At 44.1% G+C, this 22,148-nt stretch carries 21 protein-coding genes; 7 read left to right on the top strand and 14 right to left on the bottom strand.

The genetic code is table 11. The features are described 5' to 3' along the window. Window positions 1–8 precede the first annotated feature (8 nt). Entirely contained in the window at window positions 9–266 is a 258-nt protein-coding gene (locus ZMTM_RS00105) for a hypothetical protein (protein ID WP_221764345.1), read from the bottom strand. Window positions 267–343: 77 nt separating this feature from the next. Here ZMTM_RS00105 and ZMTM_RS00100 point away from each other — a divergent pair, with 77 nt between their 5' ends. The 4 genes from ZMTM_RS00100 (at window position 344) to ZMTM_RS00085 (ending at window position 3,372) form a co-directional block, all read left to right on the top strand. Further along, the gene (locus ZMTM_RS00100) at window positions 344–577 is read left to right on the top strand and encodes a DUF2789 domain-containing protein (protein WP_221764344.1); all 234 of its coding nucleotides are present in this window, start codon (window positions 344–346) and stop codon (window positions 575–577) included. A gap of 105 nt (window positions 578–682) precedes the next feature. Further along, window positions 683–1,681: an HDOD domain-containing protein gene (locus ZMTM_RS00095; protein WP_221764343.1), complete on the top strand. Its 999-nt coding sequence runs from the start codon at window positions 683–685 to the stop codon at window positions 1,679–1,681. 68 nt (window positions 1,682–1,749) lie between these two features. Continuing rightward, complete coding sequence (locus ZMTM_RS00090; protein WP_221764342.1) at window positions 1,750–2,643, top strand: dienelactone hydrolase family protein; 894 nt, start codon at window positions 1,750–1,752, stop codon at window positions 2,641–2,643. Window positions 2,644–2,865: 222 nt separating this feature from the next. After that, the gene (locus tag ZMTM_RS00085) at window positions 2,866–3,372 is read left to right on the top strand and encodes an OmpH family outer membrane protein (protein ID WP_225907045.1); all 507 of its coding nucleotides are present in this window, start codon (window positions 2,866–2,868) and stop codon (window positions 3,370–3,372) included. Window positions 3,373–3,427: 55 nt separating this feature from the next. Here the strand turns inward: ZMTM_RS00085 and ZMTM_RS00080 are convergent, their stop codons facing one another. After that, window positions 3,428–3,754, bottom strand: coding sequence for a cupin domain-containing protein (locus tag ZMTM_RS00080; protein WP_221764341.1), 327 nt, complete (start codon window positions 3,752–3,754; stop codon window positions 3,428–3,430). Window positions 3,755–3,844: 90 nt separating this feature from the next. Here ZMTM_RS00080 and ZMTM_RS00075 point away from each other — a divergent pair, with 90 nt between their 5' ends. Next, on the top strand, window positions 3,845–4,027 hold the full coding sequence (locus tag ZMTM_RS00075) for a hypothetical protein (RefSeq protein WP_221764340.1): 183 nt from the start codon (window positions 3,845–3,847) through the stop codon (window positions 4,025–4,027). 15 nt (window positions 4,028–4,042) lie between these two features. Here ZMTM_RS00075 and ZMTM_RS00070 read toward each other — a convergent pair whose 3' ends face one another. Next, window positions 4,043–4,396: a hypothetical protein gene (locus tag ZMTM_RS00070; protein WP_221764339.1), complete on the bottom strand. Its 354-nt coding sequence runs from the start codon at window positions 4,394–4,396 to the stop codon at window positions 4,043–4,045. 94 nt (window positions 4,397–4,490) lie between these two features. Beyond that, the gene (locus ZMTM_RS00065; RefSeq protein WP_221764338.1) at window positions 4,491–5,858 is read right to left on the bottom strand and encodes a TAXI family TRAP transporter solute-binding subunit; all 1,368 of its coding nucleotides are present in this window, start codon (window positions 5,856–5,858) and stop codon (window positions 4,491–4,493) included. Window positions 5,859–5,990: 132 nt separating this feature from the next. On the opposite strand from ZMTM_RS00065, the gene ZMTM_RS00060 reads away from it, so the two are divergent. Then, a complete protein-coding gene (locus tag ZMTM_RS00060; protein WP_221764337.1) occupies window positions 5,991–7,157 on the top strand; it encodes an aminotransferase class I/II-fold pyridoxal phosphate-dependent enzyme in 1,167 nt (388 codons plus the stop codon). Between the two features lie 18 nt (window positions 7,158–7,175). Next, entirely contained in the window at window positions 7,176–7,460 is a 285-nt protein-coding gene (locus ZMTM_RS00055; protein WP_221764336.1) for a DUF427 domain-containing protein, read from the top strand. 2 nt (window positions 7,461–7,462) lie between these two features. Here the strand turns inward: ZMTM_RS00055 and egtD are convergent, their stop codons facing one another. The 10 genes from egtD to dnaA form a co-directional block, all read right to left on the bottom strand. Beyond that, the gene (egtD, locus tag ZMTM_RS00050; protein ID WP_221764335.1) at window positions 7,463–8,449 is read right to left on the bottom strand and encodes an L-histidine N(alpha)-methyltransferase; all 987 of its coding nucleotides are present in this window, start codon (window positions 8,447–8,449) and stop codon (window positions 7,463–7,465) included. Between the two features lie 5 nt (window positions 8,450–8,454). Further along, entirely contained in the window at window positions 8,455–9,642 is a 1,188-nt protein-coding gene (egtB, locus tag ZMTM_RS00045) for an ergothioneine biosynthesis protein EgtB (RefSeq protein WP_225907044.1), read from the bottom strand. A 207-nt stretch (window positions 9,643–9,849) separates the two neighbouring features. Beyond that, window positions 9,850–12,171: an EcoAI/FtnUII family type I restriction enzme subunit R gene (gene hsdR, locus ZMTM_RS00040; RefSeq protein WP_221764333.1), complete on the bottom strand. Its 2,322-nt coding sequence runs from the start codon at window positions 12,169–12,171 to the stop codon at window positions 9,850–9,852. Window positions 12,172–12,176: 5 nt separating this feature from the next. Next, window positions 12,177–13,289, bottom strand: a complete 1,113-nt coding sequence (gene fic / locus ZMTM_RS00035; protein ID WP_221764332.1) for a protein adenylyltransferase Fic — start codon at window positions 13,287–13,289, stop codon at window positions 12,177–12,179. Window positions 13,290–13,618: 329 nt separating this feature from the next. Beyond that, window positions 13,619–14,833 carry a restriction endonuclease subunit S gene (locus ZMTM_RS00030; RefSeq protein WP_221764331.1) on the bottom strand — a complete coding sequence of 405 codons (1,215 nt, stop codon included), beginning with the start codon at window positions 14,831–14,833 and terminating at the stop codon, window positions 13,619–13,621. Further along, window positions 14,830–15,186, bottom strand: coding sequence for a GIY-YIG nuclease family protein (locus ZMTM_RS00025; protein WP_221764330.1), 357 nt, complete (start codon window positions 15,184–15,186; stop codon window positions 14,830–14,832). Before ZMTM_RS00025 ends, ZMTM_RS00030 begins: the two co-directional genes overlap by 4 nt. Further along, window positions 15,183–16,637, bottom strand: coding sequence for a class I SAM-dependent DNA methyltransferase (locus ZMTM_RS00020; protein WP_221764329.1), 1,455 nt, complete (start codon window positions 16,635–16,637; stop codon window positions 15,183–15,185). The genes ZMTM_RS00025 and ZMTM_RS00020 overlap by 4 nt, the downstream gene beginning before the upstream one ends. Before the next feature lie 132 nt (window positions 16,638–16,769). Continuing rightward, entirely contained in the window at window positions 16,770–19,178 is a 2,409-nt protein-coding gene (gyrB, locus tag ZMTM_RS00015; protein ID WP_221764328.1) for a DNA topoisomerase (ATP-hydrolyzing) subunit B, read from the bottom strand. An 85-nt stretch (window positions 19,179–19,263) separates the two neighbouring features. After that, on the bottom strand, window positions 19,264–20,367 hold the full coding sequence (dnaN, locus tag ZMTM_RS00010; protein ID WP_221764327.1) for a DNA polymerase III subunit beta: 1,104 nt from the start codon (window positions 20,365–20,367) through the stop codon (window positions 19,264–19,266). A gap of 244 nt (window positions 20,368–20,611) precedes the next feature. After that, window positions 20,612–22,048 (bottom strand): chromosomal replication initiator protein DnaA, encoded by a 1,437-nt coding sequence (dnaA, locus tag ZMTM_RS00005; RefSeq protein WP_221764326.1) that lies wholly within the window; start codon window positions 22,046–22,048, stop codon window positions 20,612–20,614. Window positions 22,049–22,148 lie beyond the last annotated feature (100 nt).

Below are 22,148 nucleotides of genomic sequence, written 5' to 3'. Positions count from 1 at the left end.
CTCGAGAGTTACTGATTTTCCAGTGACTTTTTCTCTAAGAACTTGGCAATCGCCTTGAGCTCGCTGCTGCTATCTGCGAAATCTTCATAGCGTTTTCGCGCACGGCTATACCAATAGCGGCTATTGCTTTCGTCGCCTTCTATTTTGTGCAGCACCGCATGTATCCAGCAGGCAATCTGCTCATCTGACTCCTGCGCTATTTCATGGGCGGCCGTCCAGTCGCCGTTCAATGCAGCTGATACTGCCTTTTTTAAATCGATATTCATAAATGCTTTCTATCATCCTCGCTTGTGGAAGAGTAATATTTTTCTCCATACGCTTGTGAATTTTATAAGGAAACTCTATGGATAGCCTCATGCACACCATGCCAAATCTGTTTGATCAACTCGGTTTGCCCTCTGACGAAGCTTCGATCAGCCAGTTTATTGCAACCCATAGCCCTCTGCCGCACGGTTTGCCATTGGCAGATGCCGCTTTCTGGACAGATTCGCAGAAGGCATTTCTCAGGGACGAGATTCTGAACGATGCTGATTGGGCAGAGGTGATTGATATGCTTAATGCAGCGCTGCATATCTAATTGCTATTTAAATCACTACTTAAGACCAACATTTGATTAAAAATGATATTAGAATGTAGAAAAAACAAATAGTTAGCACCTAAATAATAACAACGGGGATTGACGGTGAGTAGATACGGTAGCATTTATGGGCTATATAAACGCCTATTCAACAACCCCAAAATCAGTGCCGTTACTATTAGCTTGCCACCGCCTTTAGTCGAAAAGCCTGAACAGGCGCTCCACATAGACACAAATGAAACAGCGCCATCAGCCGATGTTTCATCTGCACAGTATGAATTAGTCGATACGTTGTTTTATCGATGGCTGTTTCCCCATCATTTACCCACATTAAATGCAAAAGAAACAGAAATCTTGGGCATCTTGGACGAAACCTTGCATTCTGACCAACTCAGTTCGCAACTGGTTAAAAGAATGCCAGGCTTGATACCGCAGGTTTTGCAGACCTTAAAAAATGAAAACTTTTCTGTGACAGATGTCGCAAAAAAACTCTCACAAGACATCGTGCTTGTAGAAGCAGTCACACGACTGGCTAGTGCAGCAATGAAAAATTCGCGAGAAGAAGTCAAAAGCATAGAGCAGGCAGTAGTGATTCTTGGCCAAAATGGCTTACGTCAATTGATTACGAGCGTGGCATTTAAGCCGATTATCAATATAAGCGATGGTGCCTTTACAAAAACTTGTGGGCCCATACTATGGAAACACTCTGAAGCCTCTGCTGCCATCAACCGAAAAATGGCCATCGCATCTTCAACGAATCCGCTTGATGCGTTTCTTGCGGGCCTCATGCAATACATCGGTTTAATTGTTGCTCTGCGTATCGTGGACCAGATGACCAACAGCCTTGATGCTATCGGCTCACCTGAATTTTATGATGGCTTGATTCGTACTTCTAAAAAGCTCACCTGCAAAATTGCGAAAGAATGGCAATTTCCTGAAACATTGATACAGGCATTAGAGGATTCACCTGTTTCAGCGCTGGGAGAAACGCTAAGGCTTAGTGATTACCTCAGTAAGCTCCTGTTACTCTCCAAAAATAAGCAGCTTCAGGATAACGAAACAGAATTAATCGAGATTCCAGAGCACTTAATCCAATTTTGTTAACTTAATTAAACTTGCTGCTTTTAAGATGCTCAGAGCTTTTATTCTCTGTCTTTTAATCAAGGAAACTCATGAAACTATCCGAATTTGGTCTTAAACCGATTGATGTTCAAAATTCAGTTGTAGAAACCCAGCCAGAGGGCTTTACCCGCCGTGGTTTTATCATGACCTCACTGGCAGTTGGTTTTGCCGTGGCGACGCAACCTGTGATGGCAGATACGATTGTCACTGACAGCAGCGGCCTAGTGGCTGGTGAAGTGAGTATTCCTGTGAGCGATGGCAAAATCCCGGCTTACCGCGCCATGCCAGCAAAGCCTGGTAAATACCCCGTGATATTAGTCTCACAAGAGATTTTTGGTGTGCATGAGCATATCAAAGATATGTGCCGCCGCTTTGCCAAGCTGGGTTACTACGCCATTGCGTCTGAGCTCTTTGCACGTCAGGGTGATGTTTCTAAGATGACGGATATTGGTGAAATACTCTCTACCGTGGTGGCTAAAGTCCCTGATGACCAAGTGATGTCTGACCTTGATGCCACATTGGCTTTTGCTAAAGCGAGCGGCTCTGCGAATGGCGAAAAGGTCGGCATCGTAGGCTACTGCTGGGGTGGCCGCACCACTTGGTTGTATGCCAAACATAATCCAGCGGTAAAAGCAGGCGTTGCCTATTACGGCCTGTTAGACGGCATGAAAAGTGACATCAAGGCCAACGACCCGGTCGATATCGCTGGAACACTAAAAGTACCTGTATTAGGCTTGTATGCGGGTAATGACTCTATGATCACCGCTCCTGCCATCGATAAAATGCAGGCTGGTATCAGCAAATCTGGAAGTGGCTCTGAGATTATTGTGTTCCCTGGCGTCAATCATGGCTTTAATGCCGATTACCGCCCGACTTATGATAAAACCGCAGCCACTTATGCTTGGAAACTCACGCGTGACTGGTTGAAAGACCACGGCGTTTAATCAGCCTTATATTTAAATCCAGTCAAACAGGCACATCCTATGTGCCTGTCACCATATCTAAAGCTTAAAACCACAGAAGCTTAGTTCAATAATCAGGCACGATACAAAAATTTACTTGTCTGTGTCATCTCGATTACAGTAATCTGCGTTTAACCTTTATTAAACTAGCTATATCGTTTGATATAGTTTTGCTGCCTAAACTTTATACACTGAGAGCATGCTTTGAAAAAATTACTCCCCTGCCTCTTGATACTTGCATTCACATCAATCACTGCGGTTGCCAAAGCAGATGTCACCAAAATGGGTTACGTGCAGATTGATAAAATCATGCAATCACCTATCTCTTTAGAGGCAGGTAAAAAGCTGCAAAACGAATTTAGTCCGCGCAATGCAGACCTGGATAAACTCAAAAAACAGATTGCAGATAAACAAGCCAGTATGGATAAAGATCTAGCCACCATGTCTGAAACTGACCGCCGCAAGAGATCGCAAGAATTAAGCACGATGCAGATTGATTTTGAGCGCAAGCAAAGAGAGCTCTCTGAAGATTTTAACCAGAGAAAAAACGAGGAAATGTCTAACCTGCAAGACCGCGTGAATAAAGCGGTAGCAACAGTCGCCGCCAACGAAGGTTACGACCTGATCTTTTATGGCAGCGCTGCTTACGTAGGTAAAGATGCCGACATTACCGACAAAATTATCAAAGCTATTAACGCCACTAATCCTTAAAATAACTCTTCAAATTAATGCATTAAATGGCGTGCTTCAAGAGCATGCCAAATCACTAGAGTTTTAAAGCACGTTTAACGCGGCGCGCAATTCTGCCAATAAAGCTACCATCTAACTGATAATGTTTGTGCAATGGTTGCACCACTTCCCAGCTGGCTGACATCTCTGCCGGGAAAGTCACCAGATCGCCCTTGCCAAACTTTACTGGCTCGCCACCCTCTGGCGTAATCACGCATTCGCCTTCAAGAATATAAGCAATTTCCTGCTCTGGGAAAAACCAAGGGAATACTGATACTTCTTTTTGCCAGGTAGGCCATTTGCTAACACCTAAGGTTTCTAAACGGCTCACAGATGGTTGATGCTCGACGACAATCTTGGACATGCTTTGACTTTCATTTAATGGGTTTGCAGAATTATAAGCTTGAATGCCACTCTGATAGATTTTATAGTTTGTGAGACATGAGGAGTGCTAATGAAAACCCACGCTGGGCTTTTACTTTGTCTGTTCTGGTTTACGACTATCAGCCAAGCTGAACCTGCTGCTTGGTATATATGGGAAAGTAAGTTGAATGCGCATCGTATTTGCGCACAAATATCGCCCGGGGAAGGCTGGATTAAACGATTAGGCCCTTTTAAAAATGCGCAATGCCGATAATGCCGAAGAGTTTAGTTATGTTGCCAGCTCTGCTGTAAAGCCATATAACTCGTGGGTTTTATCTACTGCCTCTTGAGTTTTGTTTTGCTTGGCTGACTCTTCAGCCATAGCCTCTTTTGCTACATCTTCATTCAAGAAATCTGCAAGGTGTGGCAGATTTTCTGAAACAGGCTGATTTTCTTCGGTAAGATTTTTAGGAGGTAAAGGCTTTGTTGCTGGCATCTGCAGGCCAACGGAATGCCCTTGTTGCCATAAGCCGATCAAATATGAAGAAATACTTTCTGGGGCTTTAGATCTTAAACGCTGCTTACCTGCAAATATACCTTGTCTATAAGCATTTAGCGCCTCAACAGAAATTCTAGATGCCATAACTGCATTCCCTTGTGTTTAACTAAATATTGCACTTAACTAAAAAGCTTTTAAATTGTTAACGGCTGCCAAAAATAAGTCTTTATAAGTAATTTTACGTATCCACTGTTTGTTGTTCGGCAAGTAAGCGCTGGCGTACAAAGCTAATGTGGCCACGCAAGCCATAAAACAAATCACCAAATGTCGCAGGGATTTTGATCTTGTTCACCGATGCTTCAATGTAATCCAGTTGCTTTATTAATGCCTCGCGTTTGCTTTCATCCGCCTTGGCAGAAAATGCATCACGCTCAAGCTCTAGCAAAGCTTTATACCAAGGATAAATCCGCGATTGCATGTGCCAACGATAAACTGCTGGTGCGATTCTCAAGCTTGGTATTAATAACAAGGCTATGGGCACAATTACTGCCAACATGCGGTTAATCAGGCTTGCCATCCAGAATGGAAAGTTACGGTACAAAAAGCTTTTACCAGAAGCATAATAGCGCGCTGCATCTGGGCTGATCTTAAACTCATGCTCTACAGGCGAAGGGAATTCGCCTGCTTTTCTTGTTAAACCCGCTGTACCGTGTACCTCTTTTGCAGCCTCTAGCAACATGTCAGACAGGGCGGGATGCAAAGTATCTCTAGCAATTAATTCCACCGTTGGCGCAATCAGGGAAATGTCGTTTTCTGGGATATTTTTACCTAGGTCAAGCGCCCCTTCTGGTATCTGGATCTTATTCAAATATTTGATGCGGCGCGCATATGCATCGGCCTGCACAAAGTTAAACAACTGAATGCCCGGAGTTTGTATCAACTTCTGGATTAATTCTAGCGAGGCTGAATCACCCATCACAAAAATAGCATCGATATGGTTATCTAGTAAGGCACGCACAGCGTTGCCTGGATATTTTTCTATCAGGTATTTGCTATCATCCGTATTAATGCCATTGGCTTTTAATAAGGCAATGGCCAGCGAATGCGTACCACTTCCATCTTCGCCAATATCAATACGCTTACCTTTAAACTCAGAAATCAGGGTTTTTGGTTCTCCGCGATAAAAAATCATCAACGGCTGGTAAGAAATACTGCCTAGAGATAACAGGTTTTCTGGTTTATCGGTCTTATCTTCTAGCGAACCGCCTTGTACAAAACCAACATCTACCTTGATTTTCGGGTTCATCAGAATGTCCAGATTATCACTGGAGCCATCCGACGGAATAATTTTGACTTTGATGCCCTGTTTTTCCAGAATCACTTTGTATTTATCAGCCGTTTTTCTGAAAATACTGCCATCAGGGCCGCTTACTATCGTCAAAGTAGTAGGCGCTGCAGAATTGAAAAAGGTAAATACCAGTACACAGACAAACAGGCTAATGCCAAGTACCACAATAATCGACCAGATAAAGCTTTTGCCATAAAGCGCACTGATCTTGTTGAACAGAATCTGGAATGGTTGTATGAATGTTTTGATAGGTGTCATTTAATCTGCCTCTGACGATAGTGTGCCATAAAGCTTATGCGATAAGCATATCTGGGTCTTAGTCCATTTAAAATGGATTACCATATAGTTCACTTGAATCTTACGTTACTGAATTTCTGATTGGTTTACATCATGTCTCGAAAACTATCCCGCTGGACACAACTGGTTCAACCAGACTTTTCACAAAAAACATCATTAAAAAGCCTGACTACGCCTGTGGAACGCGCTTCTACCGTGGTGTTTGATACCGTAGAAAAGCTGCGCAAACGCGACTGGCTTGATAAAAATCAATATACCTACGGTTTGTTAGGCACCCCCACCACGCGCAAACTGGAAGAACAACTAGCCATGATTGATGGTGTACCTCACGCCATGTTATTACCTTCTGGGTTATCCGCCATCAGTACCACCCTGCTCGCCTTGCTGAAATCTGGTGACCGCGTTTTGATGCCCAGTAATAGCTATGAGCCCGGGCTTACTTTTTTACGTAGCCTGCAATCACAGTTTCACGTGGAACTTGATTTTTATGATCCTGCGCACCCTGAAAACCTGGTGATTAAGGAAAATACCAAGCTACTTTGGATTGAAACTCCAGGCTCGGTCACGATGGAAGTGGCGGATTTACCTGCTTTAGCAAAGATTGCCCATGCGCATGGCGTATTGGTCGCGATTGATGCTACTTGGGCTGCAGGCATTGCCTTGCCTGCTTTTGAGCTGGGTGCGGATATCGTTATTCAAGCCCTGACCAAATACCAGTCTGGTGGTAGCGATGTGATGATGGGTAGCATCACGGTAGAGAGTGACTCCATCTATCAGCAACTGCGCGAAATGCAGATCAAGCTTGGCTTGGGTGTTAGCCCTGAAGATTGCCATTTGATTTTACGCAGCCTGCCGCACTACCCATTGCGCTACCGCGTGCAAGACCAGTCAGCACGTACGATTGCAGCAAAGCTACAACAGCAACCCCTGATTGAAGCAGTACTGCACCCCGCTCTGCCTGGCGCGCCTGGCCATAACATTTGGGCAAGAGACTTCAGTGCTGCAGCCAGCTTGTTTTCAATCGTGTTTAAGCCTGAAATTACCCAGGTGCAGATAGATCGTTTTGTTGAATCATTGCAGTTATTTCATTTAGGCTTTAGTTGGGGTGGCGCTGTAAGCTTGGCTATTCCCTACTTGCGGAACCAAATGCATGCTGGTTATGCCTATGAAGGGTGCTTGGTCAGGTTTTATATTGGGCTTGAAGACACTCAAGATTTAATCACTGATCTGGAACAAGCTTTTCAAACTTTGGACAACTAGCTATTAAAAGGAATTCTTATGGCACAAGCAACATGGAACGGTCAGGTAATCGCAAATAGTGATGAGTTTGAGATGGTTGAAAATAATGTGTATTTCCCCAGATCAGCGATCAAGAGTGAGTTCTTTAAAGAAAGCGCGCATACCACCATATGCAGCTGGAAAGGCGTAGCCCATTATTTTGATGTAGTCGTGAATGGCAAAACCAACGCAAATGCAGCTTGGTATTATCCAGAGCCCAAAGAAGCAGCGAAGAACATCACTGGCTACGTGGCATTCTGGAAGGGTGTCGAAGTCACTAAGTAAACCTAGGGCGCAGATGCCCTGAAAAGAAACAGGCAAAACTCTGACTCTTGTTGATCCTGCCAAGTTTTAACGCTTTGCCAACCGCTTTTTTGCGCCATTTCAAGAAAGCGCGGCTGGGCGTATTTGTAACAGTTTTCAGTCAAAATGCTTTCACCTGATTCAAACACAAAGCTTGAGCCAGCAATCTCTACAACTTGCTTTTGTAAACTGACAAGGTGCATCTCGATACGACTTTCTACAGGATTAAATCTAGCCTCGTGTTTAAACTGATCAAGCTCAAAATTTGCTTGCAACTCTTGGTTAGCACGCACCAATAAGTTTTTGTTAAAGGCTGCTGTAATCCCCGCTGCGTCATTGTAAGCATTCACTAACTGCGCTGTATTTTGCGTGCTGTCTACCCCAATTAGCAGCCACTTTTTTTTGCTAATCGCATGCTCGCCAGCCAGTTGGTGAAAGTCGCTGAGTAGCTTACTTGCTTCTTCTGGAGAAAAATTTCCAATAGTAGAGCCAGGGAAAAACACTACGCAATCACCTGTTTTAGCTATGCCATGCCAATCAATCGTTGGCATATCCATGCTGAAATCGCCAACGACAGGCACAGTATTAATCTGCGGGAAATCTGCTTGCAACTGCGCGGCAACCGCCTGCAAAAACTCTGCTGAAATATCAATCGGTATGTAGTGCTTCAGTTGGGCTTGCGTTTGCAGCAGCGCTCGCGTTTTCACACTGGCGCCACTACCAGGCTCTATCAATACCTGTAGTTCTGGAATCAAGCTTGTGAGTTCGAGCGCAGCTTGTTGCAACAAACGCGTTTCCACACGGGTTGGATAGTATTCACGCGTTTTTGTAATGGCTTCAAATAGCTGTGAACCCGTTTCATCATAGAACCATTTGCATGGCAACGTTTTCTGCTTTTGCGAAAGGCCATCCAGCACGTCCTGTAGAAACGCTTGGTTGGTGATCTGCGGTATTTCGGTCATTTTATTCATAATAATCAGGCTGCTTCGGCCAAACGCAAACCGTTAAATTGCCAACGTTGATGCGGATAGAAAAAATTGCGGTAACTCACGCGCGCATGGCTTGCTGGTGTAGCAAATGAAGAGCCGCGCAATACATACTGCCCATTCATAAACTTGCCGTTGTATTCGCCCACTGCACCAGTAGCGGCTTTAAAACCTGGGTAAGCCACATAAGGGCTCGCCGTCCATTGCCATACAGACTGATAAAGATCTTGTAATTCAGACTCTGGGTCCGAAGTGCGCGCTGCGACTTCCCACTCTGCCTCGGTAGGCAGACGTTTACCAGCCCAACGCGCAAAAGCATCGGCCTCAAAAAAACTGATGTGGCTTACAGGTGCTTGTAAATCCAGCGCACGCAGCCCATGCAAACCATATGCAAGATATTCGTCCTGTTTTTGCCAATACAAAGGCATCTGCCAATCTTCTTCTTTAAGCTTTTTCCAGCCATCCGCCAGCCAAAGTAAGGGTGTTTGGTAGCCGCCATCTTCAATAAACTCAACCCACTCAGCATTAGTCACTAAATGGCGGCTTAAACCGTAAGGCTGCAAAAATACTAGATGACTCGGCAACTCGTTGTCAAAACTAAAACCAGATGCCTCATGCCCGATACTACAGAGCCCACCAGCGAACGTTATTACTGAATCTGTGCTGTGGGCTACATTTTTCTTTATTACGTCTTGTGGGGCTGGTATGTACGCAGGGTACAAAGGGTTTTGTGCCAAGTTATACAAAATGTCAGTTAAGAACAGCTCCTGGTGCTGCTGTTCGTGGTTGATGCCGATTTCCAGTATTTCTAGCTGGTGATTATCCAAGCCTGCGTTTATCAATTTCAGAACGGCCTGATTAACGGCCTCGCGATATTCCAAGACTTCGGCCAGTGCTGGGCGTGTAATCAAGCCACGTGCATATTGTGGCTGGCGTTTGCCTATCGTTTCATAATAAGAGTTGAATAAAAACCGGTATGACTCACTTTGAACAAAACTGATACCAAGCGGCCGCAACATGAACTCTTCAAAAAACCAGCTGGTATGCGCCAAGTGCCATTTGCCAGGGCTCACAAACTCTGCCGCCTGGATTGTCATATCAGCTTCTGACAAAGGCTCAGCCAGTGCTATCGTTTTCTGGCGGGTATTGATAAAAGCCGTACGTAGTAAGTTCGACATGGAGACAACCTCATTCATTGCAGTCTTGTAAATAGTAACAAGATTGCGTTTTGTTATTTGTATATGTCGGTTGAATATAAGAAAACTTACGACCCTAGTTCGCTTAACTTAGTTTCACCTTTTGTTTTGTATGATTTTTCACAAGCCTTAGTTCATAGCCAAAAGACTCAAAATTGATAATGAGTAACTTCTTAAAGCTATGTTTTACTAGAGATAAAGATATTGCTGAAAGTCTACAAACAGCTGCCTGATCTCATTGGGGTTACCTAGCACTTGGGTAGCATCGTGAATCGATTGATAACGTAGCTCCAGCAAGTCTTTTAGCTTTTCTTGGCTCAACTCTTCCACGCCTTGTTTCACATATTGCCCAAGCACAAAGTCGATAAACTCAGCCTGCTTGTCTGCAAACTTCTGGTGGACTTTAGTTTTAGCTTCGCTAGCTCTTGTATCTCGGCTTAGCGGCGGTAGCGCAAAGGCAACATTGGCTAATACATCGTATAAATCACTTTGCTCAGCATCAATAATCTTCTGCATCTCAGCCAGTATGGGTAATCCAAACCCTCTTTCGCCCAAGCCTTCCAACAGTTTTTTTCTGGTTTCCGGCTGGCTCCAAATCTCGCGCAACACGTCTTCATCTTTGAAAAATTCGGGCAGTACGCCAAACAAACTTTCCAAAAACTGTGCTGCGGACATCGGTTTGCCATCAGCACCCCAAAAGCTGGTTGCCATCATGTGTTGTATCTGGCGGGTTTTACCATCGGATAACTTAATGAGGATTTTCTCTGGTCGTGGCTCAGGCACATAAGGTGCTCGTGGTTGCTCGGCTTGACTTGCGCCTCTAGTCTTTTCTGATTGCTCAGTTGGCTCGACTGGGTCTGGCTCACCATCCCATTCCGGGTCACTAAAATGATGATGCGCTTTTACAAAGTCATAAATCGTAAAGTAATCCTTGCCATCAAATAATCGTGTACCGCGCCCGATGATCTGCTTGAACTCAATCATGCTATTTACCTCGCGAAATAGCACAATATTGCGCACATTGCGTGCATCCACGCCGGTAGAAAGCTTCTGCGAGGTAGTCAAAATAGTAGGTATCGTATTATCGTTATCTTGAAACGCCTTTAGATACTGGTCGCCGAGCGCGCCATCTGCCGCAGTCACTCGCACGCAATATTCCGGATCCTTGCTGGTTTTGATTTGATTGATGTAGTCGCGCACTTCCAGGGCATGCTCTTGCGTGGCACAAAATACCAGCGTCTTTTCGCCTTGGTTAATCAAATCCATCAGCAGTTTCACACGGTATTGTTCACGCGCAGCAATCTTGATAACGCGATTAAAATCGCCCTCTTTATATAACTTGCCGGGCACCACCTCACCTTGCACCACGATGCCATCGCCTGGGCTATAGATATATTCATCCAGCGTGGTAGCGAATTGTCTCAGTTTAAACGGCGTTAAAAAGCCATCGTTAATGCCCTCTTTCAGCGAATAAACATAGACAGGCTCGCCGAAATACGCATAAGTATCCACATTGTCTTTGCGCTTGGGCGTGGCTGTTAAGCCCAACTGCACTGCAGGGCTGAAATACTTCAGTATGCTGCGCCAGTTACCTTCATCATTGGCACCACCACGATGGCACTCGTCGATGATGATGAAATCGAAAAAGTCGGGCGGGTACTCGCCAAAATAGGGGGCAGGCTCACCATCCGCACCCAGCCCGCTCATAAAGGTCTGGAATATCGTAAAGAAGATACTGCCGTTTTTAGGTACGCGGCCTTTTTTGCTGATTTCATCTGGCGCAATACGCACCAAGGCATCATCTGGGAAGGCTGAAAACGCGTTATAAGCCTGGTCGGCCAGAATATTACGGTCGGCCAAAAACAAAATGCGCGGCCTGCGCTGTTTTTCGTGGTCTAGCTCGCGGCTCAGGTTCCAGCGGCTATAAAACAGCTTCCACGCCAATTGAAATGCAATAAAGGTTTTGCCTGTACCCGTCGCCAGTGTCAGCAATATCCGCTGCTGATTATTGGCTATCGCCTCAAGCACTGCTTCTATGGCGTTATGTTGGTAGTAACGCGCACTCCAGGTGCCGCCTTTATCTTCAAACGGAATTTCGCCAAAGGCATCACGCCATGCATTTTGTTCGGCAAAGGTTTGCTGCCATAACGCTTCCGGGCTCGGGTAGATCGCTACATCAGCCTCTTTGCCCGTTTGCATATCAATGCCGTAAATGCGCTGGCCGTTGGTGGCAAAAGCAAAGCGGCTGCCCAGTTTTTTCGCGTAGGTCTTTGCTTGCGCCACGCCTTCGGTGTAAGGCTTATCAAAAGCTTTTGCCTCTATCACCGCCAGCTTGTGGTTTTTATATACCAGCACATAGTCGGCGATTTCTTGGTTGCTCCGCTTGCCGCCGCCCTGCAGACGCCCCAGCGTGATGTGCTCACGCTTGATATAGCTGCCTTCCACTACGCCCCAACCAGCGGTTTTAAGCGCAGGGTCTATCAGCTCGGCACGGGTTTCGGCTTCATTCATTTTGGTTATTGGTATCGCTGAAACTCATTGCTATCCTTTGATAGCAACTGCATGAGCTTGGGGTGAATAAATAACTTCTCCTTCGTGACTGGCGCTTCAATCAATACGCCTATCTCGACCAACTGCTTTAAATAAACAGACGCCGCCTGGCGCTTAGCAATGCCAGCCTCGACCAAGCTGCTAATACGGCAGTAAGGCAACTCAAAAATCAGGTTCACCAGCTCATAGCTATAAATCTTGGGCAATTTCTGCCGCACAAATTCTACGGTATGTTCATTCAAGGCTTTCATGGCCGCAATCTTGGCCGTTGTCCAGGTTGCGGTTTCTTCTACGCCTTTCAGTACATACAATATCCACGATTCCCAATCCTGCTCGCGTGTCACCTGCAACAGCAATCGATAATAATCAGCCTTGTTTTGAATGATATAGCGACTTAAATACAAAATCGGCAAGGTGAGCAAACCCTCTTGAATCAGGAACAGGCTATTGACGATACGTCCAGTTCTGCCATTGCCATCAGTAAAAGGGTGTATCGCCTCAAACTGATAATGTGCCACTGCCATGCGTATTAATGGGTCTATATCAATCGCGTTGTGTAAAAAACGCTCCCAGTCAGCCAGCATAGTGCGCAGCACATCTTCGCCTACTGGTGGCGTATAAATCACTTCACCAGTTTTATGGTTGCTCAGTGCAGTGCCAGATACACGGCGCACATTCATCTGCACGCCCTTAATTTGGGTACAGATTTCTTCTATGGTGCGGGTACTTAAAGGGTATTGATTAAGCGCTTTAAAGCCCTCGAATAGCGCTCTGCTATAGCGTAAAGCTTCTTTGGTGGCTGGATCAGCCTGGTCTTCATTGCGCAAATGTTGAAAAAGCTTATCTGTCGTCGTAACAATGTTTTCAATTTCAGAGCTAGCACCCGCTTCTAACAGCGGCAAGGTATTAATTAACACTGCCTGATTAGGTATCAGCTCCGCAGCCTGCTTAAGCTCCGCCAGCGCTGCGCGCGCTGTAATGCATTGTTTTAAAATCAACTTACTCTCAATATCCGCCTGTGGTGGTAGCCTAGGTAGTGCCAGATAAGGTTGATCAGCTTGCCAGGATAGAGAGCTCATGTTTGCATTTTAAAGTTTTATCGACACATGTTGAGTATATGTCGATGCTATCGACACGTCAATTTTTTATGTCGATGTTTTTCAATTCTATCGACACATATGCATAATATGTCGTCCGTATCGACACATACAGTTGATGTGGCGATACTTTTCAGATTCATCGACATGTATAGATTTTTCATTTTTCTTATCACGTCGTGTTTGATATGTATAAAAAATAGCGTTTTCTATACATATCTACGCGTCATTCCCGTGTAAACGGGAATCTATTTGGACTTTAAAAGCTTTAAGATGGATTCCCATTTACATGGGAATGACGAAATAAAACCCTATAACTCGCCAGCAAAAGCTTGTTGCAAGAGCGACTTTTTGAGTTCATCGAGGCATGTGATTTTGCGTTGGTAGAGGATTTCTAGGCGTTGCGTTTCTTTACAAATCACATCTAGTTTTGTTGTAATAGATAGCTGTTTTTCGGTGGAGCAAATTGGTAATGGTAGCGTTTTAATTACTAGGCTAGATAAATTCGCTTGACGCGTTCCATTCGCGGTTAAGTAAAGTTTGTCTAGAAAAACTCTAGAACGTAGGTAATACATTAGAAAGTTTCGATTAATTACCTCTGCATTCAATATTTCAAATTTAACGATACGCTGATTCATTAAAAGCGCATGGCTACACTTTGGTATTTTTACCGTATAGCCATAATCCTCTTTACCTGTTGTGCCCGTGAGCGACATAATTAAATCATCTTCAACTAAAAGATAATTACGATAGATTTCAGAAAAATTATCTGGGTAAAAAACAGGGCTTCTGTCGAGACTTAAATTATTGCCATACAGATTCCCCATTCTGACTAATTGAGTTTGCGAAGTATCAACAACATCAGAACTCTTGAATGCAAATCCGTTAACTAAATCACATACATCACCAATTTTCTTCTCGCTCCAACCCAAACCGCGCTGAGTGAATACGGATTGCAGATGACTTTCAAACAAGGCGCGAGCGTTTTGCAGGTTTTGTTCTGCATTTGCGCGGGCTTTGGCAATACCCTCAAAAGTTTTGTCGAGTATGGCTACGATGCGTTGTTGTTCTGGTGGCGGAGCCAATCGTATTTTGACTTCTTTTAGCTTGCCACCAGAAAGCTCTTTGAAGGTCGCTCCGCTTCCCAAATCATTAAGCAAATCAATATTTACCATTAAAAAATAGAATAAATACTTATGCGCTAATCCGTCGTTTGGCACCAAGCCTTTGCAGCCCTGATTCGTTGCCATTGGTTTTGTATTAATAACCAAATGGCCTATAGGCGCTCTTGATGAAAGTATTACTGAGTTAGGCGGTAAAAGCCTAGCCGAACTATTTTTTAAACCTTGAGAGGTAATTTTTCTCTCTGTATCGTTAACATATGGAGTTGCTCTTCTTCCCATTTCGGCTGGCGTAATCCACAAATGCTCATTACCCCAATATTCATCAACACCTGTTTTAGGCGTGCCTCCGTTTACAACTTCACAAACTTCCCCAAGTGTTTTTAATTGCCACTCAGCCTTCATAAATGTTCCCCATCCGCTCGTGGTGAGCTTGTCGAACCACATTGCCCTTCGACAAGCTCAGGGCGAACGGGGGTTGTGCATTTTGCTAGGCGAGAAACTTCTGCCCAATCGCCATGCATCATGGCCTCTTTCTTTTTTCGGCTCCATCCTTTTATTTGTTGCTCTGAGTCTAATGCCTCTTCTCTTGTTGCGAAATTTTGAATAAATACCAACTCTACAGGCCTACGCTTGTATGTGTAACAAGTAGGAAAGTATCCTTGATTGTGTTGAGCTATGCGTTGCTCAAGATTATCGGTATGGCCTGTGTAATAGCTATGATCTGCACAGCGCAAAATATAAACCGAAAAACTCATAACAACGCCTTAATCCCCGCCAATACTTCTGCACTTTCAGCATCCAGCAAGGCTATTTCTTCCATAATCGCCTGCGGGCTACGATGCGCCACAGCTTCATTGCCATTCGGGTTTTTCACCGATAAATCATAAGTATCCGTGTTGATATCGCTGAATGGCACCCGCCAGCTTTTGGCTGAGTCAGCAAAACTTTTTTGCAGTTCTACAAACTCTGCTAAATCGGCGTCATTGAGCGGGTTGGTTTTGCCCATATTCCGACCTGGCTCTAGCTGGTAAAACCAAGTATTGCGAGTAGGCGCGCCTTTTTCAAAGAACAGCACCACGGTTTTAACGCCTGCACCTTGAAAGGTACCACCTGGGCAATCGAGCACCGTATGCAGGTTGCAGCTCTCTAGTAACAACTTGCGTAGGCTTACCGAGGCATTATCGGTATTACTTAAAAAGGTGTTTTTAATCACCACGGCGGCGCGGCCACCGGCTTTGAGGCTCTTAATAAAATGCTGCAGGAATAGAAACGCGGTTTCACCAGTTTTAATGGGGAAAGGCTGTTGTATCTGCTTATCTTCACTGCCGCCAAACGGTGGGTTGGCGAGGATAATATCGTAACGGTCTTTTTCCTGAATATCGTTGATATTCTCGGTGAGCGTGTTGGTGTGGAGAAGATTGGGCGCTTCTATGCCATGCAAAATCATGTTCATGATGGCAATGACATACGCTAGGCTCTTTTTCTCTTTGCCATAAAACGTGTTGGTGTGCAGCATGGCTAGATCGCTGGTGCTAAGGTTGTCGGTACTTCTGAGGTATTCGTACGCCTCGCACAAAAAGCCTGCGCTACCCACTGCACCGTCGTAGATAGTCTGGCCTATCTTGGGTTGTATCACCTGAATCATGGCGCGAATCAGCGGGCGCGGTGTGTAGTATTCGCCGCCATTGCGCCCGGCATTGCCCATGCGCTTGATTTTATCTTCGTACAGGCTTGATAACTCGTGCTTTTCGGCCTGCGTGTTAAAGCGCAACTCATCTACGCGCTCGATAATCTCACGCAATTTATAGCCGCTCTTGATGCGGTTGGTGATCTCATCAAATATCTCACCAATTTTGTATTCGATGGTTTGATAGCTGGTAGCACGCTGCTTAAAGCCTTTTAAATAGCTAAATAGCTTGGTGTTCACAAAGTTGGTGAGGTCATCGCCTGTTAAAGCGTTGTTATGGTCAAACTTGCCATCGGCTGTCTTGGGCGCTGCCCATGTGTTCCATTGATATGGGGTATCTATAATGGGTTGATAACTCTTACCTAGTAGTACTGCCTCGTCGGCTTTTTTTACTTCCAGAGCATCAAGGTATTTTAAAAACAGTATCCATGAGGTCTGCTCGGTGTAATCGAGCTCGGTAGCAACGCCTTCATCGATACGCAGGATGTTGTCGATACTCTTAAAGGTTTGTTCAAACATGGAGTGTTATTGCCTTGAGTAATTGTTTTTGTATTGGCCTATTTTGTAACAGATTGGGTTGACTGAAAACACCCAGCGCTAAAAAACAGAAAAGGCTCTGTACGAGCCTTTTCTGTTTGCTTGTTACATTGCTTAAATATCCAGATTATTCACACCCAGTGCATTGTTTTCAATAAATGCACGGCGTGGCTCAACCTGATCACCCATCAACGTTGTGAAGATTTCATCTGCGGCAATCGCATCGTCAATCTGCACTTTCAGCAGGCGGCGTACCTTAGGGTCCATAGTGGTTTCCCAAAGTTGCTCTGGGTTCATTTCACCCAGGCCTTTGTAACGCTGAATACCCAAGTTATGCTTGGCTTCACCGAGCAGCCAATCAAGTGCTGCCTTGAAGGTGCTGACTGATTGCTCTTTTTCACCACGCTTGATTAATGCGCCTGCGCCGATCAACCCTTGCAACATGATAGAGATACGGCTGATTTGGCGGTAATCGCCGCTAGCGAGGAAATCAGAGTCAATCACGCAACACTGTAAATTGCCGTGTACATATTTATTTACTTCCAGCCTATAGCTTTCAGTTTCCTGGTTAAAGCCGACAATGACTTCACTGCCTGTATGGCCGAGTAATGGGCGTAATTGTGCGGCTGCTTTTTCAGCACCCTCTTTGGTGTTCAAGTCTAGCTCAGCGATATCTGGGATATCTTGTAGGGCACGCAATACACTTTCATCATAGAGCGAGACTAAACGGCGAATCACGGCTTCTGTGAGCACCATTTGTTTGGCAATGGCTGCCAATGGCTCGCCTGTTAAGGTTTCGCCACCTTCTTTAGTAAGCAGTTCTGCGCCTTTTAATGCAGATTGCAAGAGGTACTCATCCAATTCATGCTCATCTTTAAGGTAGCGCTCATCCCTGCCCTGTTTCACTTTGTAGAGCGGTGGTTGGGCAATATAGATGTGGCCGCGCTCAACCAGCTCTGTCATCTGGCGGTAGAAGAATGTCAGCAATAAAGTACGGATGTGGGCACCGTCAACGTCAGCATCGGTCATGATGATGATGCGGTGATAACGCAGCTTTTCTACACTGAAATCATCTTTACCTATCCCTGTACCAAGCGCTGTAATTAGGGTGGTAATTTCTTGCGAAGATAATAATTTATCAAAACGTGCTTTTTCTACATTCAGGATTTTACCTTTGAGTGGCAGAATCGCTTGATTCTTACGATCACGCCCTTGTTTGGCCGAACCGCCTGCAGAATCACCCTCGACTAGGTAGAGCTCACAAAGCGCTGGGTCTTTCTCCTGGCAATCTGCAAGCTTGCCAGGCAAGCCCATGGTGTCCATAGCGCCTTTACGGCGGGTGATTTCACGTGCCTTACGGGCTGCTTCACGCGCACGAGCTGCATCTACGATCTTGCCGCAGATAATTTTGGCATCAATCGGGTTTTCTTGGAGGAACTCAGCCAATTTAGCGGATACCACTTCAGATACGACAGGCTGTACCTCTGAAGAAACTAGCTTGTCTTTGGTTTGTGATGAAAACTTGGGGTCTGGCACTTTTACTGATAACACGCAAGTAATGCCTTCACGCATATCATCACCCGTTGTTTCAACCTTTGCCTTCTTCGCTTGTTCGCTTTGCTCGATGTATTGATTCAGCGTACGTGTCATCGCGGTGCGCAGCCCAGTTAAGTGGGTACCACCATCGCGTTGTGGAATGTTATTGGTAAAACATTGAACTGTTTCGCTATATGAGTCATTCCATTGCATAGCGACTTCTACCGTCATGCCATCTTTTTCACCGATTGCGTAGAAAGTTTTGGGATGCAAAACCGACTTGGTGCGGTTCATGTATTCAACAAAGCCTTTTACGCCGCCTGAGTAAGCAAAGTTTTCTGATTTTCCATTCGGGCGTTGGTCTATCAACTCAATCTTGACGCCGTTATTTAAGAATGAGAGTTCACGAATGCGCTTGGCCAAAATCTCAAAGTGATATTCCACTAAAACAAAAGTTTCAACTGAGGCCAGAAAATGTACTTCAGTACCACGCTTTTCGCTGGTGCCAGTAATTACAAGTGGTGAAACAGGAACGCCACGCTTGAATTCCATTTGGTGTACTTTACCTGCACGGTAAATCTTTAACTTTAACCAGTCAGACAAAGCATTTACTACGGAAACGCCTACACCATGCAGGCCGCCAGAAACCTTGTATGAATTCTGGTCAAACTTGCCTCCAGCGTGCAGCTCTGTCATCACAATTTCAGCCGCTGAGCGCTTAGGCTCATGCTTATCATCAGTCTTAATATCTGTAGGAATGCCGCGACCATTATCTGAAACACTAATCGAGTTATCAGGATGAATAATGATCTTGATGTCATCACAGTGACCTGCTAACGCTTCATCAATCGCGTTATCCAATACTTCAAATACCATATGGTGCAAACCGCTGCCGTCAGAGGTATCGCCTATGTACATGCCTGGGCGCTTGCGAACGGCATCTAAACCTTCAAGGATTTTAATACTGGATGAATCGTAATCAGTCATGCTTTGTCTTTTCTATTTGTCTTGCTTTGGTTTCACGTGAAACATTATGTGGTGTTAAGTAACTTAACTCACTTTTTAACTACTTTTAAATGCGCATTGGCATTACTACATATTTGTAATTGTTATCTTGAGGGACTGTGACTAAGCAACTGCTATTGGCATCAGCGAAAGAGAATATTACTTGCTCATTATCTACATTATTTAATACATCAATCATGTAAGTAACATTGAAGCCGATATCCAGGGAATCACCAGTGTAACTAACTTCCAACTCTTCTTCAGCTTCTTCTTGTTCGCTATTAGTGCTCACCAAGCGCAAGCTATTTGTACCTAAAACCATACGGATGCCGCGATACTTTTCGTTTGACAGGATAGAAGCACGTTGCATAGACAATAAAATGCTGGTGCGATCTATCGTAAAGTTGTTCTGATGGCCTGTTGGAATCACTCTAGTGTAGTCAGGGAATTTACCATCAATCACTTTTGAGATTAACTTGATATCGCCAAAAGAGAAGTTAACCTGACCGCTGGTGATTTCTATAGAAACTTCTTCATCACTCTCATCGAGTAATTTGATGAGTTCTATCACTGTTTTACGCGGTAAGATGATCTCTTGCTTTTCGTATGACTGATTAAGCTCTGTTGATGTAAAGCTTAGTCTATGTCCATCTGTGCCTACGATATTCAATTGATTACCAGATACTTCAAACAATAAACCATTTAAGTAATAACGAATATCTTGCTGTGCCATAGCAAACTCAACTTGTTTAAACAAACGCTTAAGTGAACTTTGGCCTATCTTGATTAAAGTAGATGTAGCCGTTTGTGCCTTTGTCATCACTGGATAATCGGCGGCTGGTAAGGTCTGTAAGTTAAAACGACTTTTGCCCGCTTTTACTTGTACCCGGCTTTCTGAGGTAGTCATATTGATTTCTGCGTTATCTGGTAATGAACGACAGATATCCAGTAATTTTTTGGCAGAAATCGTGGTTGATAAACTACCACCTATATCAGTATTCACGGACAAAGAAATTTGCATTTCCAGATCTGTGGCTGTGAGTACGATCTGATTATCTTTGGCTTCTAATAGCAAATTAGAAAGGATAGGGAGCGTATGACGTCTTTCTACAATACTAGTTACTGAAGACAGTGGTTTTAAGAACGTTTCTCGGTTTATTTTGATATTCATCTTTTACAATCTATTTTATATATAAATAATAGTAATAATAATGTACGGGATTTCTGTGGATTAAAAATTAATCATTATTTAATCAAATACTTAAACAGCTAAAACATCGTTGCATAACTAGAATAACTGTTGTGGATGAAATGTTGATGATTTTATCCTAATATCAAAACTTAGACTAAACCACATTTTCATGCACAGCCTATCCATTCGTAAATACCATTAATACTATTCTGAATTAAATCTTCTAATCCCTGATTACCTGCGTTAAAAAAGCAATGTCGCGTGCGACATTATTATCACTTTGTCGTAATGATTCAATTTCATCACAGGCGTGCATCACGGTTGTATGGTGCCGGCTACCGAATGCTTCACCGATTTCAGGGAAGCTATGATTAGTCAATTCACGCGCTAAAGACATTGCTATCTGCCTTGGCCTGGCAAAATTACGGGTACGTTTTTTACTGTACATCTCTGCTACTTTTATCTTGTAGTAGTCAGCCACTGTTTTTTGTATGTTTTCAATGGTGATTTGTCTGCCACGTACTGCAATCAAGTCTTTTAAAGCATCTTTTGCCAATTGCACATCAATAGCGTGGCCAGTAAACTTAGCCATTGCGACAATTCTGTTTAATGCGCCTTCAAGTTCTCTAACACTCGATCTCACTTGTTTGGCGATGAAGAAAGCAACATCCTCATGTAATACAAATTTAGCTTCTTCAGCTTTCTTTAGCAGGATAGCAACACGCATTTCAAGTTCTGGTGGCTCTACTGCTACCGTTAAACCCCAGCTAAAACGTGTTCTTAGGCGCTCATCCACGTTAACGATTTCTTTGGGGTACGTATCGCAGGTGATCACAATCTGCTTTTTTGCTTCAATCAAAGAATTAAAGGCGTAAAAAAACTCTTCTTGCGTCCTGCTTTTTTTGGCGAAGAATTGAATATCATCAATCAGCAATAAATCCAAAGAGTGATATTGACGCTTGAATTCATCAAAAGCCTTATTTTCATAGGCCTTAATCACGTCAGATACATAACGCTCTGCATGCAGGTAACGAATTTTAGCTTCAGGTCTTAACTCTTTAAGATGATTACCTATGGCTTGCAGCAAATGCGTCTTACCTAGACCCACTCCCCCATAAATAAACAGTGGGTTGTAATCAGTACCCGGATTATTGGCAATTTGAACAGCCGCTGCTCTGGCCAATTGATTTGCACGGCCTGTGACATAGTTGTCAAAGTTAAAAGCACTGTTTAGGCCGTTAGATTCAACAGTAGAAGTCGATGTTTTTTTAGTCGTTTTCTTACTAGCTGGCTCAACGATTTTTTCGGTTTTAGCTAGACTGTTTTTGACTAACGACTCTAGGTTCTCTAATTCGTTTAACCCATTATCGCTAGATTCAGCGGAAGTTTTCGACTTAACCTTATCGACTTTTTCTTCTTTAACTTTATCAATTAGAATGAGGTCAATATCCACAGGCCGCAATAGAATTTCTTCAGCAAACGTCTGAATGCGTTGCATAAAACGGTCTTTTACCCACTGCTGTACAAATCTGTTTGGTGCAAGCAAACGTACAGAACCGTTCACAGCCTCGCAACGCAAAGGTTTGATCCAGGTATTAAATTGTTGCGTTGATAATTCCTGTTCAAAACGAACAAGACATGCAGGCCAAAAATTTTCCATCGGTTACCCGACACTCCAATGCGTAATAATTTACGGTGTAGCCCAAAATCTAGAATGAAATCGGGTACTAAGACTTAATTGAAACTTAGCTACAAAACCG

The sequence above is a fragment of the Methyloradius palustris genome, assembly GCF_019703875.1.
Lineage (GTDB): Bacteria > Pseudomonadota > Gammaproteobacteria > Burkholderiales > Methylophilaceae > Methyloradius > Methyloradius palustris.
This window is presented reverse-complemented; position numbering and strand designations above follow the sequence as displayed.

Bases quoted from the DNA above. Each gene is read 5' to 3' on its own strand.
- ZMTM_RS00105 (WP_221764345.1), bottom strand. From the start codon at position 266: ATGAATATCGATTTAAAAAAGGCAGTATCAGCTGCATTGAACGGCGAC.
- dnaA (WP_221764326.1), bottom strand. From the start codon at position 22,048: ATGGAAAATTTTTGGCCTGCATGTCTTGTTCGTTTTGAACAGGAATTA.
- ZMTM_RS00070 (WP_221764339.1), bottom strand. From the start codon at position 4,396: ATGGCATCTAGAATTTCTGTTGAGGCGCTAAATGCTTATAGACAAGGT.
- ZMTM_RS00025 (WP_221764330.1), bottom strand. From the start codon at position 15,186: ATGAGTTTTTCGGTTTATATTTTGCGCTGTGCAGATCATAGCTATTAC.
- ZMTM_RS00080 (WP_221764341.1), bottom strand. From the start codon at position 3,754: ATGTCCAAGATTGTCGTCGAGCATCAACCATCTGTGAGCCGTTTAGAA.
- ZMTM_RS00055 (WP_221764336.1), top strand. From the start codon at position 7,176: ATGGCACAAGCAACATGGAACGGTCAGGTAATCGCAAATAGTGATGAG.
- dnaN (WP_221764327.1), bottom strand. From the start codon at position 20,367: ATGAATATCAAAATAAACCGAGAAACGTTCTTAAAACCACTGTCTTCA.
- ZMTM_RS00020 (WP_221764329.1), bottom strand. From the start codon at position 16,637: ATGTTTGAACAAACCTTTAAGAGTATCGACAACATCCTGCGTATCGAT.
- gyrB (WP_221764328.1), bottom strand. From the start codon at position 19,178: ATGACTGATTACGATTCATCCAGTATTAAAATCCTTGAAGGTTTAGAT.
- ZMTM_RS00065 (WP_221764338.1), bottom strand. From the start codon at position 5,858: ATGACACCTATCAAAACATTCATACAACCATTCCAGATTCTGTTCAAC.
- ZMTM_RS00030 (WP_221764331.1), bottom strand. From the start codon at position 14,833: ATGAAGGCTGAGTGGCAATTAAAAACACTTGGGGAAGTTTGTGAAGTT.
- ZMTM_RS00075 (WP_221764340.1), top strand. From the start codon at position 3,845: ATGAAAACCCACGCTGGGCTTTTACTTTGTCTGTTCTGGTTTACGACT.
- ZMTM_RS00100 (WP_221764344.1), top strand. From the start codon at position 344: ATGGATAGCCTCATGCACACCATGCCAAATCTGTTTGATCAACTCGGT.
- ZMTM_RS00060 (WP_221764337.1), top strand. From the start codon at position 5,991: ATGTCTCGAAAACTATCCCGCTGGACACAACTGGTTCAACCAGACTTT.
- ZMTM_RS00090 (WP_221764342.1), top strand. From the start codon at position 1,750: ATGAAACTATCCGAATTTGGTCTTAAACCGATTGATGTTCAAAATTCA.
- hsdR (WP_221764333.1), bottom strand. From the start codon at position 12,171: ATGAATGAAGCCGAAACCCGTGCCGAGCTGATAGACCCTGCGCTTAAA.
- egtD (WP_221764335.1), bottom strand. From the start codon at position 8,449: ATGAATAAAATGACCGAAATACCGCAGATCACCAACCAAGCGTTTCTA.
- fic (WP_221764332.1), bottom strand. From the start codon at position 13,289: ATGAGCTCTCTATCCTGGCAAGCTGATCAACCTTATCTGGCACTACCT.
- egtB (WP_225907044.1), bottom strand. From the start codon at position 9,642: ATGTCGAACTTACTACGTACGGCTTTTATCAATACCCGCCAGAAAACG.